The sequence below is a fragment of the Rahnella sp. RcJ3 genome, assembly GCF_009498575.1.
GTDB lineage: Bacteria > Pseudomonadota > Gammaproteobacteria > Enterobacterales > Enterobacteriaceae > Rahnella > Rahnella aceris.
Window position 1 is genome coordinate 17163 of record NZ_QSNX01000002.1, and the last position, 15971, is coordinate 33133.

Here is a 15971-nt window from a genome sequence, read left to right on the forward strand (position 1 = left end):
AGCACAAGCTGATAATCGTCGCCATCAAATCGATATTCATGTGGAGTAAAGGTTATGCCGCTTGCACTATTAGCACTGACCATCAGTGCGTTTGCTATAGGAACAACAGAGTTTGTCATCGTCGGGCTGGTGCCGACTATCGCGCAGCAACTGGGGGTTTCGGTCCCGTCAGCCGGTTTGCTGGTGTCTATATACGCCCTCGGTGTGGCGATTGGCGCGCCGGTTCTGACGGCGCTGACCGGCCGCGTACCGCGCAAAGCGCTGCTGATTGGTTTGATGGTGTTGTTCACGCTGGGTAATCTGCTGGCGTGGCAGTCACCGAATTACAGCACGCTGGTGATGGCGCGTCTGCTGACCGGTCTGGCGCATGGCGTTTTCTTCTCTATTGGCTCGACGATCGCCACCAGTCTGGTGGCGAAAGAAAAAGCGGCTTCTGCGATTGCGCTGATGTTTGGCGGTCTGACCGTCGCGCTGGTGACCGGTGTGCCGCTCGGGACATTTATAGGTCAGCATTTTGGCTGGCGCGAAACCTTCCTCGCCGTGTCAGTTATTGGTGTCGTGGCGATTATTGCCAGCGCTATTCTGGTGCCCAATAACATCAAAAACAAACCTGCGTCACGCATTGTAGATCAGGTAAAAGTGCTGATGAATCCGCGACTGTTACTCATTTACGCCATTACCGCGCTGGGTTACGGTGGCGTATTCACTACCTTTACGTTCCTTGCTCCGATGATGCAGGAACAAGCCGGTTTCTCAGCCAGCATGGTGAGCTGGATCCTGCTGGCGTATGGCGTGTCGGTGGCCATCGGGAATATCTGGGGCGGCAAACTGGCTGACCGTCATGGCGCAGTCAAAGCGCTGACGATTATTTTTGCCGCACTCGCTGTGCTGCTCCTGATTTTCCAGTTCACTTCAGGTTTCGGTATTCCGGCGTTAATCACGCTGTTGGTGATGGGCATCTTTGCTTTCGGTAACGTACCGGGATTACAGGTTTATGTGGTGCAGAAAGCCGAAGAGGTGACGCCAAATGCGGTCGATGTTGCTTCCGGCCTGAACATTGCGGCCTTTAACGTCGGTATTGCCCTGGGGTCAGTGATTGGCGGGCAGGTGGTTTCCACCCTTGGCCTGGCGCAAACGCCATGGATTGGAGCGGTTATCGTCGCGGGCGCGCTGCTGCTTATCTGCCTGAGCGGGCATCTGGACCGAAAACCCAAAGCGGCGCTGGCCTGATTATCCTGTCATTCTGCGTCTGCACGGCTCGCCTCTGGCGGGCCGTTTTTATTTTTATGCTAGCCTATAGATGTGACCAGGTTGTATACCAATGTAAACAGATTTGGCCTGAGCGCTTGCGGGCGTATACTGAGCTTTCGCTGTGAGAATCTCTCTCATATAGCAACGATATAACGGGTAAACAGGCGATTAGCGTGCGGAAAAAAACATATGCAATGAGGTATGTCGCAGGTCAGCCCGCAGAGCAAATCTTTCCGGGAGTCCTCGCACATTTAGGACCAGATTTGCCGCCGGGTGCTGCACTGCCCAATTCGAATATTTTGCGCGTGATGGTGTGGAATATCTTCAAACAACAGCGGGCTGACTGGTTGTCAGTTCTGCGTGATTATGGCAAAGATGCGCAACTGGTCTTGCTTCAGGAAGCCCAGACAACCCCTGAACTGATCCGTTACGCGACCTCAAATTATCTGGCCGCCGATCAGGTGCCTGCCTTTATGCTGCCTCAGCACCCCTCTGGCGTGATGACACTCTCTGCGGCACATCCGGTTTATTGTTGCCCGCTGCGTGAGCGTGAGCCGCTTCTGAGGCTGTCTAAATCGGCTTTAGTTACGGTGTATCCGCTTGTAGATGGTCGTTTATTGATGGTGGTGAACATTCATGCGGTCAATTTCAGCATTGGCATCGACGTTTACAGCAAGCAGTTGGATCCGATTGGTGAGCAGATTGCTAATCACAAAGGGCCGGTGATCATGGCCGGGGATTTTAATGCGTGGAGCAAACAGCGTATCAATGCCTTGTTTGGCTTTGCGGGAAATATCCATCTGGAGGAAGTCCGTTTTCCTTCTGATTACCGCAAGCGGGCGTTCGGCAGACCGCTGGACTTCATTTTCTACCGGGATCTCAGCGTCACCAGCGCATCGGTGATGGAAACACGAGCCTCTGACCATAACCCGTTGCGGGTAGAATTTATGGCGGGAAAACCGCTGACGCAATAACGCTTAATTCGTCCGCTAAAAAACGCAGACATAAAAAAAGCACCCGGAATATTCAGGGTGCTTTTTTATTACCGGTACCTTTCGAATCAGGTATCAGGACTCATCTTGTTGCTGACGAACAACGTTAACTTGTTGCCCGGCTGCAGGTTGTCGGCATTGGTGTTCCAGCGCATCACATCCTTGATGTTGACGCCGTGACGCTTAGCAATGCTCGACAATGAATCACCTTTACGTACCTGATAAGTGATACTGCCGCCATTGGCACTGGTATTGCTGACGCTGTTATCCGCCACCTGCAGTGTTTGCCCAACTTTTAACGCGCCTGCTGAGCGCAAATTGTTCCAACGCTGTAAATCACGGGTCTTCACATTCAGCCGGGCTGCAATGCCAGACAAGCTGTCGCCGGAGCGAACCTTGTACTGTTTTGCACCTGACGGAGTGTTGCTGGCCAGTTTGGTTTCCTGTACTGCGGCAATATCGCCATCAGCCAGTGAATCTTTTAACTGGTCGGCATGCGCCTTCGGCAGAACAATGTAATGCGGGCCATTCGGCGCGGTTACATTTTTCTTGTAGCCAGTGTTAAACGACTTAAGCTTGGTCAGGGACATGCCCGCCATCTCAGCCGCCTGGGTCAGTTGCATCTGCTGTCCGACTTCAACACGCGCAAGAGCACGGTCTTCACTCGGTTTCGGCAGATTGATACCGTATTTCTTGCTGTGCTTGAGAATGTCGCTAAGGGCTAACATTTTCGGCACATAAATCGATGTTTCACGTGGCAGCGCCAGTGCCCAGAAATCCGTGGAACGGCCTCTGGCTTTGTTCGCTTTCACCGCTTGCATGACACGGCCTTCACCGCTGTTATACGCAGCAACGGTCAGTAACCAGTCGCCACCAAACATCTTGTTCAGACGTTGCATCATATCAAGCGCAGCAGTTGTCGAAGCCACAACATCACGGCGTCCGTCATACCACTGGTTTTGTTTCAAACCATAGTTTCGACCCGTCTGCGGCACAATTTGCCACAACCCTGCAGCGTTAGCTGATGAGGTTGCTTTGGGGTCAAAAGCGCTCTCCACTATGGGTAGCAGTACCAGTTCCATCGGCATATTACGTTTCTTAATCTGCTCGGTGATCCAGTACATGTACGGCTCTGCCCGTAATGTTACATCGTGGAGATAGCTCTTATTTTTTAAATATTTAACTCTTTGCTCGCGGATCCGGGGATTATCCGGAACCTTCATCTTCAGCTCGTCGCCTATGAAGTTCCACAGATTTTGTTGGGAGACGGTGTCGTTTCCATCCAACCATCCCCCAGAGGCCGCTCGGCCATCACCTGTGAACTGTCCTGCTTCTTCACTTTGACTTGCTGAAGACAAACTCTGTGCATGTTGTTCCGGTACCTTCACGCCCTGCCTGGACGCCTGGCAACCTGTGAGCAACATGGAGGCGATTATTAGGATCGCGTTTGCCTTCATGTGTGTGTCATAGTTGCTTAAAAGACGAGCGATAATACTTTGCTTCGGAAAAAAACACAACCTTTGGGTCTAGTAGCTATCCTTGAGTGCCCTTAAATAGGCAAAAACCTGCCAGTCAGGCTTTAAGGGATCGTTAAGGTTTAATTTGTTTTGTAAATCAACGTCATTGCATCGTAAAAAGAGGTTGATTTTACGCTCAAGACCGAGGGTTGAAGGCAGGGAAGATTGTCCCTTTTCACGCATTTGTTGCACTTTGTGCTCATGAGAAAGAATATCATCATCCTCCGGTAAAATAGAGCGCGCAAACTTAAGATTTGAAAGAGTGTACTCATGTGCTGCGCAGACTAATGTTTCGTCAGGCAACGCCGCTAACCGTTGAAACGACTGGTACATTTGCTCCGGCGTCCCTTCGAACAAACGACCACATCCGGCGGAAAACATCGTGTCTCCACAGAAAAGATAAGGCGCGCTATAGTATGAAATATGACCAAGCGTATGACCGGGCGTAGCAAAGATCTGCCATTCCAGACCGCCAATTACCCTTTTTTCACCATTTTTAAGACTAGTCTGACTAAATTTATTCTCAGTTTCGTGAGGTCCGTATACTTTTAGACCCGGAAAATGGCTCGAAATCTCATCAACGCCCCCCACATGATCGTGATGATGATGTGTCAGAAGGATGGCTGTCGGGGTTAAATTGGCCTTTTTCAACGCGGCCAAAACAGGCGCTGCTTCGCCGGGATCGACGATCAGGCAATGCCCCTGCTGGTCATCGAGCATCCAAATGTAATTGTCCTGCAACGCCGGAATACTGATAAGATTCATGGCAACCTCTCTTTGGCAACTGCTTGAAAGAAGATAATAAACTATGCGACCAGCCCGCATCCGCAAGACCATTGTTGCTCCGGCTTCCTGGGATGAGATCCCGTGCGGCGGCTACTACCGTGCCGCGCTTGAGCAACAACTGCAACCCTGGTGGGGGAAACTTTACGGTTTCCACCTGCTGAAAATCGGCGCATTAAGTGCCGAAATCGACGCCCGGGCATGCCCGATCTCGCATCAGGTAAACTTTGCCCAGGAAGGCGAGGGGCTGCATGTTCGGGGTGATCCGTACCATTTACCTTTCGCAGCAAAATCAGTGGATGCCTGCCTGCTCAGCCATACGCTGGCCTACGCGGATGACCCGCACCGCATTCTGCGCGAAGTGGACCGCGTGCTGATTGATGATGGCTGGATGGTGCTCAGTAGCTTTAATCCGCTCAGCCTGCTGGGCATTGGCAAACTGATGCCGCTTTTTCGCAAGCGTCAGCCGTACAGCAGCCGCTTGTTTACCCAAATGCGTCTGCTCGACTGGCTGTCGTTGCTTAATTATGAAGTGATGTTGCACCGGCGTTTTCACGTGCTGCCGTGGAAAAAGAATGGCGGAAAATTGCTGAGTACGCACCTTCCCGCGCTGGGGTGCATGACGCTGATTATTGCCCGTAAACGGACTTTCCCGCTGACGCCAACGGCGAAAAAAGTTCTTGCGCAGAAACAGAAAATACCGCAGGCGGTGGGCGCAACGAAGAGTTACCGGAAGGAGCATCGCGACTGAAGTCTTGCGCCTTCCCCTTTCACAAGGGGAAGGTTGAGATGGGCTGTGGGGCCTGCGGAATTAATTCTCCGCCTGATAGCCTAAATCGTCCAGCGTCGGATTCCCTGCGGCTTCTTTCGCCAGTACATCACAGCGTTCATTTTCAGGGTGTCCGGCATGGCCTTTCACCCACATCCAGTTCAGTTCATGCGTCTGGATCGCGGCATCAAGACGCTTCCACAAATCGACGTTTTTCACCGGTTTTTTATCGGCAGTTTTCCAGCCACGTTTTTTCCAGTTGTGGATCCACAATGTGATCCCCTGACGAACATACTGGCTGTCGGTGCTCAGCGTCACTTCGCATGGTGTGCTCAGAGCTTCAAGCGCCACAATCGCCGCCATCATTTCCATGCGGTTATTGGTGGTCAGACGAAAACCCGCGCTGAACTCTTTTTCGTATTGCTTATAGCGTAAAATCGCGCCGAAACCGCCGGGGCCGGGATTACCCAGGCAGGAGCCGTCGGTGAAAATTTCTACCTGTTTGGTCATATCTGGCAGGCTCTTTCATCAAATGTAAAAACCAAGTCTGACATAAACCGCCGTGCCGGGCACAGCAATATCTTGAGGTGTAACTGTCTGAAAGCGGGGGGATGAAACAGGTTGCCCGGGCATTCATCACTCTTTTGGCTGGAGAGCGCTGTCTTTTGCAATATAATAGGAAAATGCAGAGTGCCAGTTCAAAACTCTGAGCGAGTTGAGCCTTTCATAGTTTTTTCACTGCCAATTTTTCAATGCTTTAAGGATGTCTGATGAGAAATGTAACGGTTTCTGCAACACAAATGAGCTGCAGCTGGGATCTGGAAAATAATATTGTTAACGCCGAAAAGCTGGTTCGCCAGGCACATGCCAAAGGCGCGCAAGTTATTCTGATTCAGGAACTTTTTGCTGCACCTTACTTCTGTATTGATCAGAGCCCTGAGCATTACAGCCTGGCACAGGAGCTGGACAACAGCGCGCTTATCCGCCATTTCTCTGCGCTGGCGAAAGAACTGGAAGTGGTGCTTCCTCTGAGCTTCTTTGAGAAGTGCAATAACGCCTATTATAACTCGCTGGTCATGATTGATGCTGACGGCAGTGTGCTGGATGTCTATCGCAAAACTCACATTCCGAACGGCCCGGCCTATCAGGAAAAACAATTCTTCATTCCTGGTGATACCGGCTTCAAAGTGTGGAATACCCGTTACGCGAAAATCGGCGTGGGTATCTGCTGGGATCAATGGTTCCCGGAAACTGCCCGCTGTCTGGCATTGCAAGGCGCGGAAATTATCTTCTATCCGACAGCGATTGGTTCCGAACCGGCCTATCCGGAAATTGACAGCCAGCCACACTGGACACGTGTTCAGCAGGGCCACGCTGCGGCAAATCTGGTGCCGGTGATCGCCTCAAACCGCATTGGTACTGAAAAAAGCAAATTCATTCCTGATTATGAAATGACCTTCTACGGTTCTTCCTTCATTGCTGATCAGACCGGTGCGCTGGTTGAGCAGGCCAACAAAACGGAAGAAGCCGTGCTGGTTCATACCTTTGATCTGGATGCTATCGCTGCACAGCGCGCATCCTGGGGTCTGTTCCGCGACCGCCGTCCTGAAATGTATGGCGCAATCGCGACGTCCGACGGTTCAACAAGGAAATAACTGATGTCTTCTATTGATATCAATCCTCAGGCTGAAGGTTTTGCGATGCCCGCTGAATGGGCTGCGCAGCAGGCTGTCTGGATGATCTGGCCTTATCGCACCGATAACTGGCGCTCTAACGGGCGTCCGGCCCAGTTGGCTTTTGCTAACGTAGCGGCAGCGATTGCGACCAAAACGCCGGTATTTATGGCGGTTCCGGCAGCAGAAATGGCAAATGCACGCGAAGTGATGCCAGCACAAATTACGCTGGTGGAAATGGAAAGCGATGATGCGTGGATGCGTGATACCGGCCCGACCATTGTGGTCAATCCGCAAGGTGAACGTCTGGCAATTGACTGGACATTCAACGCATGGGGCGGCTTGCACGGTGGCCTTTACTCAAGCTGGGAGCGTGATCAGCGGGTGGCGCGTCAGGTGGCGAACTATCATCACATTCCTTATGTTTCAACGGATCTGGTACTGGAAGGTGGCTCCATTCATGTTGATGGTGAAGGCACTTTGCTGACCACCGCTGAATGTTTGCTCAATCCTAACCGCAATCCTGATTTGTCGAAGGCAGAGATTGAGGCGAAATTGCGGGAACTCCTCGGTGTTAAGCAATTCATCTGGCTGGAAGACGGCGTATTTAACGACGAAACAGACGGTCACATTGATAACATGTGCTGCTTCGTGCGTCCGGGAGAAGTCGCATTGCACTGGACTGACGATCAGCAGGATCCGCAATACGCGCGTTCGGCGGCAGCGTTGAAAGTGCTGGAAGCGGCGAAAGATGCCAAAGGGCGCAGCCTGAAAATCTGGAAAATGCCCTCACCTCCGGTTATGCATGCCACTGCGGAAGAAACGATCGGGGTGTTGCCGGGCACAGCCATTGAGCGTGTGGAAGGTAACCGTCTGGCGGCGTCTTACGTCAATTACCTGATCAGCAACAACCACATTATCTTCCCGCTGCTGGACGCTAAAACGGATAAGCAGGCTGAGAAGTTGCTGGGTGAAATGTATCCTGAGTACAAAATCACGGGTATTCCTGCCCGTGAAATTTTGCTGGGTGGTGGTAACATCCACTGCATTACACAGCAAATCCCTGCGTAAGAAAAAGTGCCCGGCGCGTCACCCTGTCTCGCGCCGGGCAGATCGTTTCTGTAATTGACTGTCAGCGTTGGATAATGAGCCATGGATTTACAAAACACCTCTAACAGGATCGTCGTTCTCGATACTGAAACCACCGGTATGAATAAACTCGGCGTCCATTATGAAGGGCACCGGATTATCGAAATCGGTGCTGTTGAAGTGGTTAACCGCCGCCTGACAGGGCGCAATTTCCATGTTTATCTCAAACCCGATCGTCTGGTGGATCCGGAAGCCTTTGGCGTTCACGGTATCAGCGACGAATTCCTCGCTGATAAACCGACGTTTGCCGACGTGGCCGACGACTTCATTGAATACATTCGCGGCGGCGAATTAGTCATTCATAACGCGACGTTCGACATCGGCTTTATGGATTACGAGTTCGACATGCTCGGCCGTAATCTGCCGAAAACCGAGACGTTCTGCAAAATTACCGACAGCCTGGCCATGGCGCGCAAGCTGTTCCCGGGCAAGCGTAATAACCTCGATGCCCTGAGCGATCGCTACCTGATCGACAACAGCAAGCGTACGCTCCATGGCGCGTTGCTTGACTCCGAGATTCTTGCCGAAGTCTATCTGATGATGACCGGCGGCCAGACCAGCATTAAATTCACCCACGAAGGCGAGCAAAATACTGGCGCTGACGGCTTGGGGATCCAGCGTGTTGCGCGGCCAGCCTCCGGGTTAAAAGTCATCGCCGCCACTGATCAGGAACTGGCGTGGCATGAAGAGCGTTTAGATTTAGTGGTGAAAAAGGGCGGCAGCTGTTTGTGGCGTTCGTAAGCCGTTTTTCTGACTTTTGGATTGAAATTGTTCAGCCTGCGGAAAAACTGTGCGGTTGATTGAAAATATCAGGAAAAGCATTGACGTAACGGCGGCCATTCCTTAATATCCGCTCCGTTCTTAACCAGAACACAACGCGGAGCGGTAGTTCAGTTGGTTAGAATACCTGCCTGTCACGCAGGGGGTCGCGGGTTCGAGCCCCGTCCGTTCCGCCACTATTCAGAAGCCCTGAGTGAGAAATCACTCAGGGCTTCGTCGTTTCAGCCGTCCTGGCTATTTCCTTCCTGTTATTCCGCTTCGGTTTTCATATAGCCAATTGCGCCGCTGGTCGCACGATCATGACGGGCGATGTAACGATAGAAACCGCCAGCCAGGAAGGCACCAATAAACCAGCTGAAGTTCGCTACCTGATGCAGGCTCGGCGTAAAGCTTATCACCAGACCAATCACCACCGCCGGCACCAGCGCGGCAATCGCTTTCGGGTTGAACCCGTTGCGGTACCAGTAACGGCCGGAAGGCGTGGCGTTAAACAGCGCATCCACATCCATATGACCGCGTTTAATCAGGTAATAATCCGCCAGTAAAATCCCGAACAGTGGCCCGATAAAGGATCCCAGCACGTCCAGCGTATAGTGGATAATTTCCGGTGACTGGAACAGGTTCCACGGTGTCAGCAGAACAGAACCGACTGCGGCGATCATCCCGCCGGTACGGAAACTGATTTTCTGCGGAGAACAGTTAGAGAAGTCGAACGCAGGAGACACGAAGTTCGCCACGATATTGATACCGATGGTCGCGATGATCATGGTCAGCAGGCCGAGCGCCACAGCCACGCTGTTACCCACACGGCTGACGGTTTCGATAGGATCGGTGATCATCTGCCCGAACAGTGATTGTGTCCCTGAAACGATCACTACGGTCACAATCGAGAACAGCAGGAAGTTAAACGGCAGGCCCCAGCGGTTACCACGACGGATTTCGCCCATGCTTTTCCCGTAACGTGAGAAGTCGCCGAAGTTCAGCAGCGGACCGGAGAAGTAAGACACCACCAGCGCCGTGGCGGTCAGCATTTCCCAGCCTTGCTGGCCGACCGTCAGGGTTTTGGTGGATAACGTAAAGGAGATATTGCTCAGCCCGGTTTTATACAAAATCCAGCCCGCCAGCATCAGCATAACGACATATACCGCCGGACCCGCCACATCGATAAAACGCTTAATCGCGCTCATCCCGTGCCAGAACACCATCGCCTGCAACACCCACATAATGCCGAAACACACCCATCCCAGCGCCGACAATCCCAGCCAGTGCGGAAGGGTCATAGGTGTCAGCGATGGGAAGAATTTGAGCAGCACCAGCATTAACGCATTAGCCGCCAGATAGGTCTGAATGCCGTACCAGGCGAAAGCGATCAGCCCGCGGATCACTGCCGGTATATTCGCTCCGAATACGCCAAATGCCTGACGGCAAATGACCGCGTAAGGCACACCGGCCTGCTGGCTCGGTTTCGCCACCAGGTTGGCACAAATCTGCACGATACAAATCCCGCACAACAAACACAGCAGAACCTGCCAGCTGGTCAGGCCGAGCGTAAAGAAGCTCGCGGCCACCACATAGCCGCCCATACTGTGTACATCGGACATCCAGAAAGAAAATATGTTGTACCAGCTCCAGTTTTGGTCACGGGTGGGCGCTAAATCATCGTTACACAGCTTCGGGCTGTAATAAGGTTTGATGATCCCGGCGCTCTGTTCTGATGACGCCGTGGCGGAGGTGATTTCCTGATTTGGCATAAATCGTGCTCCTGTCATAAACAACATGTGAAAGTCGGAAGCCGGATGCCGGCTGCCAAAAGTTAAAAAGCAGTCACAGGAGCACTGCATGAATCAGGCCAAATTTCATTTTTTGTATACAAAAAATAACTTTCATGTATACGATTAAATTCTCGAACGGTATACGGAGTAACGGCAATGACCAGTTGGAACGGGCTTAATACGGCCTATTTTACCGAGGATAAGGACGACCATATTTATAACGCGCTGGTGAAATCTATTGTGGAACACCAGCTTTTGCCGGGCAGTAAATTGCCGGAAGAAGCGCTGGCTGAGGTGTTTTCAGTCAGCCGCACGGGGATTCGCCGCGTCCTGCAGCGCCTTGCCGCAGTGCAACTGGTGACGTTATTGCCCAAGCGTGGTGCGCATGTCACCACGCCGGACGCTGAAGAATCGCGCGATGTCTTCGCAACCCGTAAAATCCTGGAGTGCGCCAACCTGCCGCTGGTGATTGCGCATTGCCAGTCGCCACATCTGGTGGCGCTGAAAAAACTGGTGCAGGAAGAAAAGCGTGCGCACGATGAACGTGACGGTGCCGCTGCGATCCGCCTTTCCGCCGCCTTCCATGTTCAGCTTCAGGCTATTTCCGGCAATAAAGTGCTGACTGAATCTGTCTCGCAACTGACCCTGCGTTCCTCGCTGGCGATTGCTGCCTGGGGCGCACCGTGGCAACAGGGCTGCCGTTGCCATGATCATGACGACCTTATTGAGTTGCTGAAAAAGTGCGACGTCGCCGGGCTGACGGCAAGCATGGCGCATCATTTCGACACCATCGTCGCCAGTCTGCGTTTTGAGCAACATAACGGGCAGACCCCCGATTTTGCGCAGATATTTGCGGTTCAGAAGCCGGTTGCAGGTAAGGAGCCAGGCTGATGGTCAAATCACTTTGTATACAACTGATCAATCCGAACACCAGCCAGGCGATGACCGAAGTGATGGCGCAAACTGCCCGCTCGGTTGCGGGGATGGATACACAAATTCTGGCCGTTTGCCCTGAAGAAGGTGCGCCGTCAATTGAAGGCCACTTCGATGAAGCGATTGCCACGTTGGGCGTGTTGCAGCAGATAAAAGCCGGGCGCGATGCCGGTGTCGACGGCCATATTATTGCCTGTTTCGGTGACCCCGGATTACTGGCTGCCCGCGAGCTGGCGCATGCGCCGGTTATCGGTATTGCGGAAGCGGCAATGCATCTGGCGACGATGCTGGCGACGCGATTTTCTATCGTGACGACCTTGCCGCGCACACTGACGATCGCCCGGCATTTACTGCATCAGTACGGGTTCGAACGCCATTGCGCGGCCTTGCACGCCATCGATCTGCCGGTGTTATCACTGGAAGACGGCAGCGGGCTGGCGCAGGAAAAAGTGCGCGAGCAGTGTATCGCGGCGAAAAAATCTGACGGCAGCGGGGCGATCGTGCTCGGTTGTGGCGGAATGGCCGATCTGGCGCAGGAACTGACGCGCGAGCTGCGTATACCGGTGATCGATGGCGTCAGCGCGGCAGTCAAAATGATCGAGTCACTGGCAGCTCTTCGCCTGACGACCAGTAAACACGGTGATCTGGATTATCCGCTGGAAAAACCCTTGTCTGGCCGTTTTGCCGGGCTGAATCTGAGAGAACACTATGTCTGATACTGAATACGGTTTTACTGATGCTTACCCGCGCGATTTAATCGGTTACGCCGGACGCCCGCCCCACGCTAACTGGCCGGGCAACGCGCGCATTGCGGTACAGTTTGTGCTCAATTATGAAGAGGGCGCAGAGAATAACGTTCTGCATGGTGATGCCGGTTCTGAACAATTTTTATCGGACATTATCGGTGCCGCCAGTTTCCCCGACCGCCACATGTCGATGGATTCGCTGTACGAATACGGTTCGCGTGCTGGTTTCTGGCGCATCCACAATGAGTTTCAGAAACGCGGCTTACCGCTGACCGTTTTCGGCGTGGCGATGGCACTGGCTCGCAATCCGGAAATCGTCAGTGCGATCAAAGCAGCGGATTACGATGTTGTCAGCCACGGCTGGCGCTGGATCCATTATCAGGACATGAGCAAAGCCGAAGAGGCGGAGCACATGCAAAAAGCCATCACCGTGCTGCGTGACTTGTTCGGCAAAGCGCCATCCGGCTGGTATACCGGACGCGACAGCCCGAACACCCGTCAGCTGGTGGTGGAATCGGGCGGGTTGCAGTATGACAGCGATTATTATGGCGATGACCTGCCGTTCTGGACGCCGGTAAAACTGGAAAATGGCGAAACCAGGCAGCATCTGGTCATCCCTTACACGCTGGAAACCAACGACATGCGGTTTGCCTCTCCGCAGGGTTTCAACACCGGCGAACAGTTTTATACCTATCTGAAAGACACATTTGACGTGTTGTACGCCGAGGGCGAAACCTCACCGAAAATGATGTCGATTGGGATGCATTGTCGGATCCTGGGACGCCCGGGGAGATTTCGCGCTTTACAGCGGTTTCTCGATTACGTCGAATCGCATGATCGCGTGTGGGTGTGTAAGCGGCAGGAAATTGCGGAACATTGGGTTAAACATTTCGGTGTTTAATCTCGAAATTCAAATTCAAATTCAAATTCAAATTCAAAACCTTGGGCTCGCCGCCCAAACTGGCCCAGAGGACGCGTAAGCGCGCGCCCTCTGGACTCCCGCGCTTTTTCACTGCGCGCTATCGCTAGATAATATGTTTCAGGTATCACCGTGACAGGCTGGAAATCTTGCCGCTGCGCGGTTCCCTCTCTCGGTCCTGAAGCCTTAGGTCTTCAGGCCGCTCCGTTCGGCAAGATTTCTGAATCGCCCGCGCGATTTTAAATTCAAAGGCAGACTGCTTTCATCTTTTAGAAAAGTGCATTGGCGTGATCAAAAATTTTGCTGAACGGAGCGGCTTCGAGACCACAGGCTCGAAGACCGAGAGAAGGAACCGCGAAGCGGCAATATTTTGCGGCACTCTCTGTTCTACCGGAACATGTCCGTCATGCCTGCGATAGCGCGCAGTTAAAAGACGTGGGAGATCCAAGAGGGGCCCGTCCTGGCCCCTTTTGGGCGGTTTCGGCGCAGCGCGATAAGTGATCGCTGTTATTGAGAAACCGAAATTATCACCGTTCAGATTTCCCCTCGGTGGGAACCGAAATTGTCACCGTCCATTCCTGGAAAAGAACAGTTTCCTCAGCTTTCCAAAGCTGAACCGCCCATTGGTTCGGTCAAACCATCAGACTCACATGCGCCGCCACAATCTTCCATCCACTCGCCATCTTCACCCACGTTTGCTGCTGGCGACCAATCTTGTCGCTGCCTTCCCGGCGGAATTCTGTGCTGGCGACCGCCATGTCATCGCCAAACGTGGTGATAGTCGTGTTGACCAGTTCCCGGTCTAACCCTTGTGACGATCGCGCGGTGCGGAATGCGCGGATGGCGTCAATGCCGTAAAGATTTTCTCCCGCGCCGTAGCGCACGGTACGCGGGTCGTGCCAGAACAGTTCGTCGAGTACGGCGGTATCGTTGGTGATCAGCGCCTGTTCATAGCGATAAAACGCCGCATTCATTTCGGCGAGGATCGCCGGGCGGTCGATATGTTCAGTTTTCATAGTGACTCTCTTTACTCTTTTCACTTCACCCTGGGAAAACGGGGATGCGGGTTGTTACGCGGGCATCACCGGAGAACTGCTGACATTCACTATTCCCTGCTGCTCAAGTGCCCAGGCGGCACGCAGGCAGAGATCTTCGCGCCACGGTGGCGCAATCAATTGTAATCCTATCGGCAGGCCGGTCGACGTGGTGACCGGCACCGTCACCACCGGCAAGCCGAGGAACGAAATTGGCTGCGTCAGCATGCCCATGTTGGCGCGTGTCGGCAGATCCTGACCGTTGATGCGAATGGTTTCCTGACCAAGCAACGTTGCCGGACACGGCGTGGCAGGGGCGATCAGAATGTCCCAATGATCGAACAAGGGCAAGATTTGCTGCTGAAATTGCTGACGGAAACGCTGCGCCTGAACATACCATGCCGCCGGGATCATTGCGCCAGCGAGCAGACGCTCACGTGAAAGTGGCTCAAACTGTTCCGGAATGCTGCGCAGTTTTGGCAGGTACTGATTGCCGCCTTCCGACGCGCTGATGATAAACGCGGCGGATCGTGCCAGCCCGGCCTGTGGCATTTCAATTTCTTCCTGGGCTTCCAGTGCCTGCGCTATCCGGTGTACGGCTGCTTTGGCGTGGTCGTCACACCAGAGAGAAAAGTATCCGCCCAGTACGGCGCTGCGCAGGCCCTGTTGCCCGCGCTTAAGCTGGGAAAATGTTTCTGTGACAGGTTTGTCAGCCTGAAAGTGATCCTGCGGATCCGTGCCCTGTATGGCGTCATAGACCTGCGACAAATCTTCGCTGCAACGTGCCATCGGGCCGATGTGATCGAGGCTGGCGACAAACGGCTGGCTGCCGCGACGTGAAATCCGCCCGAAGGTCGGTTTCAGGCCGAGAATACCACTTAATGAGGACGGCACACGGATCGAACCGTTGGTATCACTGCCGAGGGTGAAATGCACCAGCCCGGCAGCCACGGCGGCGGCCGAACCACCGGAAGAACCTCCGGCTACCCGCGCCAGATCCCGCGGGTTACGGGTGGCACCGTAATGGCTGTTTTCTGTGGTGAAACCGTACGCGTAAGCATCCATATTCAGCATGCCGGAAAGCATCGCGCCCTGAGAAGCCAGGCGTGAAACCGTCCAGGCGTCATGGCGTGCAGCGGCGTTGCTGCTGTTGAGGCTGGCACCGGCCAGCGTCACTTCACCGGCCACGTCCAGCAGGTTTTTCACCGCATAAGGAATGCCCGCCAGCGGCGGAAGTACGGCACCGCTGGCGCGGCTTTTATCCACTTTCGCTGCTTCACTCAGCATGCGATCGCCGGTGATCTGCGTCCAGGCGTTGATGACCGGATTGGCCTGTTCAACGGCGTCAAGCGTAGAGGTGGCGATTTCTGTGGCCGAGATTTCGCCCTGCGCAATCGCCTGATGTAACTGGCTGATGGTAAAGCTATCAAACGATTTCATGCGCGGTACACCCCGGCAATTTCCAGACGCGGATCCAGCGGTAAATCCATCAGCGGTTGTGCCATTTGGGCAATGCGGCTGAACTGCACCAGCAATTCCTGACGGCGTGCGTCGTCGAGTTCCAGCGCCAGAACGGATTCCATCTGGCGGATATAGGCGGCCCAGTCGGTCGCTGCGGAGGTATTTTTCATTCTGCTTCCTTATCCATTCTGT

The 15971-nt window shown here is 53.6% G+C and carries 16 protein-coding genes and 1 tRNA gene; 10 read left to right on the plus strand and 7 right to left on the minus strand.

Annotation, left to right across the window (positions count from 1 at the left end; translation table 11 throughout):
• The first annotated feature begins 54 nt into the window (after nucleotides 1-54).
• Nucleotides 55-1230 (plus strand): MFS transporter, encoded by a 1176-nt coding sequence (locus DXU84_RS02675; RefSeq protein ID WP_013574245.1) that lies wholly within the window; start codon nucleotides 55-57, stop codon nucleotides 1228-1230.
• 194 nt (nucleotides 1231-1424) lie between these two features.
• Nucleotides 1425-2225 carry an endonuclease/exonuclease/phosphatase family protein gene (locus tag DXU84_RS02680; protein WP_013574246.1) on the plus strand — a complete coding sequence of 267 codons (801 nt, stop codon included), beginning with the start codon at nucleotides 1425-1427 and terminating at the stop codon, nucleotides 2223-2225.
• An 86-nt stretch (nucleotides 2226-2311) separates the two neighbouring features.
• Here the strand turns inward: DXU84_RS02680 and mltD are convergent, their stop codons facing one another.
• Nucleotides 2312-3700, minus strand: coding sequence for a murein transglycosylase D (gene mltD / locus DXU84_RS02685; protein WP_037036550.1), 1389 nt, complete (start codon nucleotides 3698-3700; stop codon nucleotides 2312-2314).
• Between the two features lie 69 nt (nucleotides 3701-3769).
• Nucleotides 3770-4525 (minus strand): hydroxyacylglutathione hydrolase, encoded by a 756-nt coding sequence (gene gloB / locus DXU84_RS02690; RefSeq protein WP_153374781.1) that lies wholly within the window; start codon nucleotides 4523-4525, stop codon nucleotides 3770-3772.
• Between the two features lie 43 nt (nucleotides 4526-4568).
• Between gloB and DXU84_RS02695 the strand changes: the two genes are divergently transcribed.
• Complete coding sequence (locus DXU84_RS02695; protein WP_153374784.1) at nucleotides 4569-5294, plus strand: class I SAM-dependent methyltransferase; 726 nt, start codon at nucleotides 4569-4571, stop codon at nucleotides 5292-5294.
• A gap of 60 nt (nucleotides 5295-5354) precedes the next feature.
• On the opposite strand, the gene rnhA is transcribed toward DXU84_RS02695, so the two are convergent.
• Complete coding sequence (rnhA, locus tag DXU84_RS02700; RefSeq protein WP_153374786.1) at nucleotides 5355-5822, minus strand: ribonuclease HI; 468 nt, start codon at nucleotides 5820-5822, stop codon at nucleotides 5355-5357.
• 260 nt (nucleotides 5823-6082) lie between these two features.
• Between rnhA and aguB the strand changes: the two genes are divergently transcribed.
• From aguB to DXU84_RS02720, 4 genes are all read left to right on the plus strand, one after another.
• Complete coding sequence (gene aguB, locus DXU84_RS02705; protein WP_013574251.1) at nucleotides 6083-6967, plus strand: N-carbamoylputrescine amidase; 885 nt, start codon at nucleotides 6083-6085, stop codon at nucleotides 6965-6967.
• A 3-nt stretch (nucleotides 6968-6970) separates the two neighbouring features.
• Nucleotides 6971-8056, plus strand: coding sequence for an agmatine deiminase (aguA, locus tag DXU84_RS02710; protein ID WP_013574252.1), 1086 nt, complete (start codon nucleotides 6971-6973; stop codon nucleotides 8054-8056).
• A gap of 81 nt (nucleotides 8057-8137) precedes the next feature.
• On the plus strand, nucleotides 8138-8875 hold the full coding sequence (gene dnaQ, locus DXU84_RS02715; protein WP_013574253.1) for a DNA polymerase III subunit epsilon: 738 nt from the start codon (nucleotides 8138-8140) through the stop codon (nucleotides 8873-8875).
• Between the two features lie 138 nt (nucleotides 8876-9013).
• Nucleotides 9014-9090, plus strand: a tRNA-Asp gene (locus tag DXU84_RS02720).
• 72 nt (nucleotides 9091-9162) lie between these two features.
• Here DXU84_RS02720 and DXU84_RS02725 read toward each other — a convergent pair.
• Nucleotides 9163-10665: an NCS1 family nucleobase:cation symporter-1 gene (locus tag DXU84_RS02725; RefSeq protein WP_013574254.1), complete on the minus strand. Its 1503-nt coding sequence runs from the start codon at nucleotides 10663-10665 to the stop codon at nucleotides 9163-9165.
• A 177-nt stretch (nucleotides 10666-10842) separates the two neighbouring features.
• On the opposite strand from DXU84_RS02725, the gene DXU84_RS02730 reads away from it, so the two are divergent.
• Genes DXU84_RS02730 through puuE form a run of 3 tightly spaced genes read left to right on the plus strand, consistent with a single transcriptional unit; the run spans nucleotide 10843 to nucleotide 13266 of the window.
• Complete coding sequence (locus DXU84_RS02730; protein ID WP_153374788.1) at nucleotides 10843-11577, plus strand: GntR family transcriptional regulator; 735 nt, start codon at nucleotides 10843-10845, stop codon at nucleotides 11575-11577.
• The gene (locus DXU84_RS02735; protein WP_153374790.1) at nucleotides 11577-12335 is read left to right on the plus strand and encodes an aspartate/glutamate racemase family protein; all 759 of its coding nucleotides are present in this window, start codon (nucleotides 11577-11579) and stop codon (nucleotides 12333-12335) included. Before DXU84_RS02730 ends, DXU84_RS02735 begins: the two co-directional genes overlap by 1 nt.
• Nucleotides 12328-13266: an allantoinase PuuE gene (gene puuE, locus DXU84_RS02740; protein ID WP_153374792.1), complete on the plus strand. Its 939-nt coding sequence runs from the start codon at nucleotides 12328-12330 to the stop codon at nucleotides 13264-13266. Before DXU84_RS02735 ends, puuE begins: the two co-directional genes overlap by 8 nt.
• A gap of 650 nt (nucleotides 13267-13916) precedes the next feature.
• Here puuE and hpxZ read toward each other — a convergent pair.
• Genes hpxZ through hpxX form a run of 3 tightly spaced genes read right to left on the minus strand, consistent with a single transcriptional unit; the run spans nucleotide 13917 to nucleotide 15949 of the window.
• Complete coding sequence (gene hpxZ / locus DXU84_RS02745; RefSeq protein ID WP_013574258.1) at nucleotides 13917-14300, minus strand: oxalurate catabolism protein HpxZ; 384 nt, start codon at nucleotides 14298-14300, stop codon at nucleotides 13917-13919.
• Between the two features lie 54 nt (nucleotides 14301-14354).
• Entirely contained in the window at nucleotides 14355-15758 is a 1404-nt protein-coding gene (locus DXU84_RS02750; RefSeq protein ID WP_153374794.1) for an AtzE family amidohydrolase, read from the minus strand.
• Nucleotides 15755-15949, minus strand: a complete 195-nt coding sequence (gene hpxX, locus DXU84_RS02755) for an oxalurate catabolism protein HpxX (RefSeq protein WP_013574260.1) — start codon at nucleotides 15947-15949, stop codon at nucleotides 15755-15757. Before hpxX ends, DXU84_RS02750 begins: the two co-directional genes overlap by 4 nt.
• Nucleotides 15950-15971 lie beyond the last annotated feature (22 nt).

Bases quoted from the DNA above. Each gene is read 5' to 3' on its own strand.
- DXU84_RS02735 (WP_153374790.1), top strand. From the start codon at position 11,577: ATGGTCAAATCACTTTGTATACAACTGATCAATCCGAACACCAGCCAG.
- DXU84_RS02725 (WP_013574254.1), bottom strand. From the start codon at position 10,665: ATGCCAAATCAGGAAATCACCTCCGCCACGGCGTCATCAGAACAGAGC.
- puuE (WP_153374792.1), top strand. From the start codon at position 12,328: ATGTCTGATACTGAATACGGTTTTACTGATGCTTACCCGCGCGATTTA.
- DXU84_RS02675 (WP_013574245.1), top strand. From the start codon at position 55: ATGCCGCTTGCACTATTAGCACTGACCATCAGTGCGTTTGCTATAGGA.
- dnaQ (WP_013574253.1), top strand. From the start codon at position 8,138: ATGGATTTACAAAACACCTCTAACAGGATCGTCGTTCTCGATACTGAA.
- gloB (WP_153374781.1), bottom strand. From the start codon at position 4,525: ATGAATCTTATCAGTATTCCGGCGTTGCAGGACAATTACATTTGGATG.
- hpxZ (WP_013574258.1), bottom strand. From the start codon at position 14,300: ATGAAAACTGAACATATCGACCGCCCGGCGATCCTCGCCGAAATGAAT.
- rnhA (WP_153374786.1), bottom strand. From the start codon at position 5,822: ATGACCAAACAGGTAGAAATTTTCACCGACGGCTCCTGCCTGGGTAAT.
- mltD (WP_037036550.1), bottom strand. From the start codon at position 3,700: ATGAAGGCAAACGCGATCCTAATAATCGCCTCCATGTTGCTCACAGGT.
- aguB (WP_013574251.1), top strand. From the start codon at position 6,083: ATGAGAAATGTAACGGTTTCTGCAACACAAATGAGCTGCAGCTGGGAT.
- DXU84_RS02750 (WP_153374794.1), bottom strand. From the start codon at position 15,758: ATGAAATCGTTTGATAGCTTTACCATCAGCCAGTTACATCAGGCGATT.
- DXU84_RS02730 (WP_153374788.1), top strand. From the start codon at position 10,843: ATGACCAGTTGGAACGGGCTTAATACGGCCTATTTTACCGAGGATAAG.
- DXU84_RS02695 (WP_153374784.1), top strand. From the start codon at position 4,569: ATGCGACCAGCCCGCATCCGCAAGACCATTGTTGCTCCGGCTTCCTGG.
- hpxX (WP_013574260.1), bottom strand. From the start codon at position 15,949: ATGAAAAATACCTCCGCAGCGACCGACTGGGCCGCCTATATCCGCCAG.
- aguA (WP_013574252.1), top strand. From the start codon at position 6,971: ATGTCTTCTATTGATATCAATCCTCAGGCTGAAGGTTTTGCGATGCCC.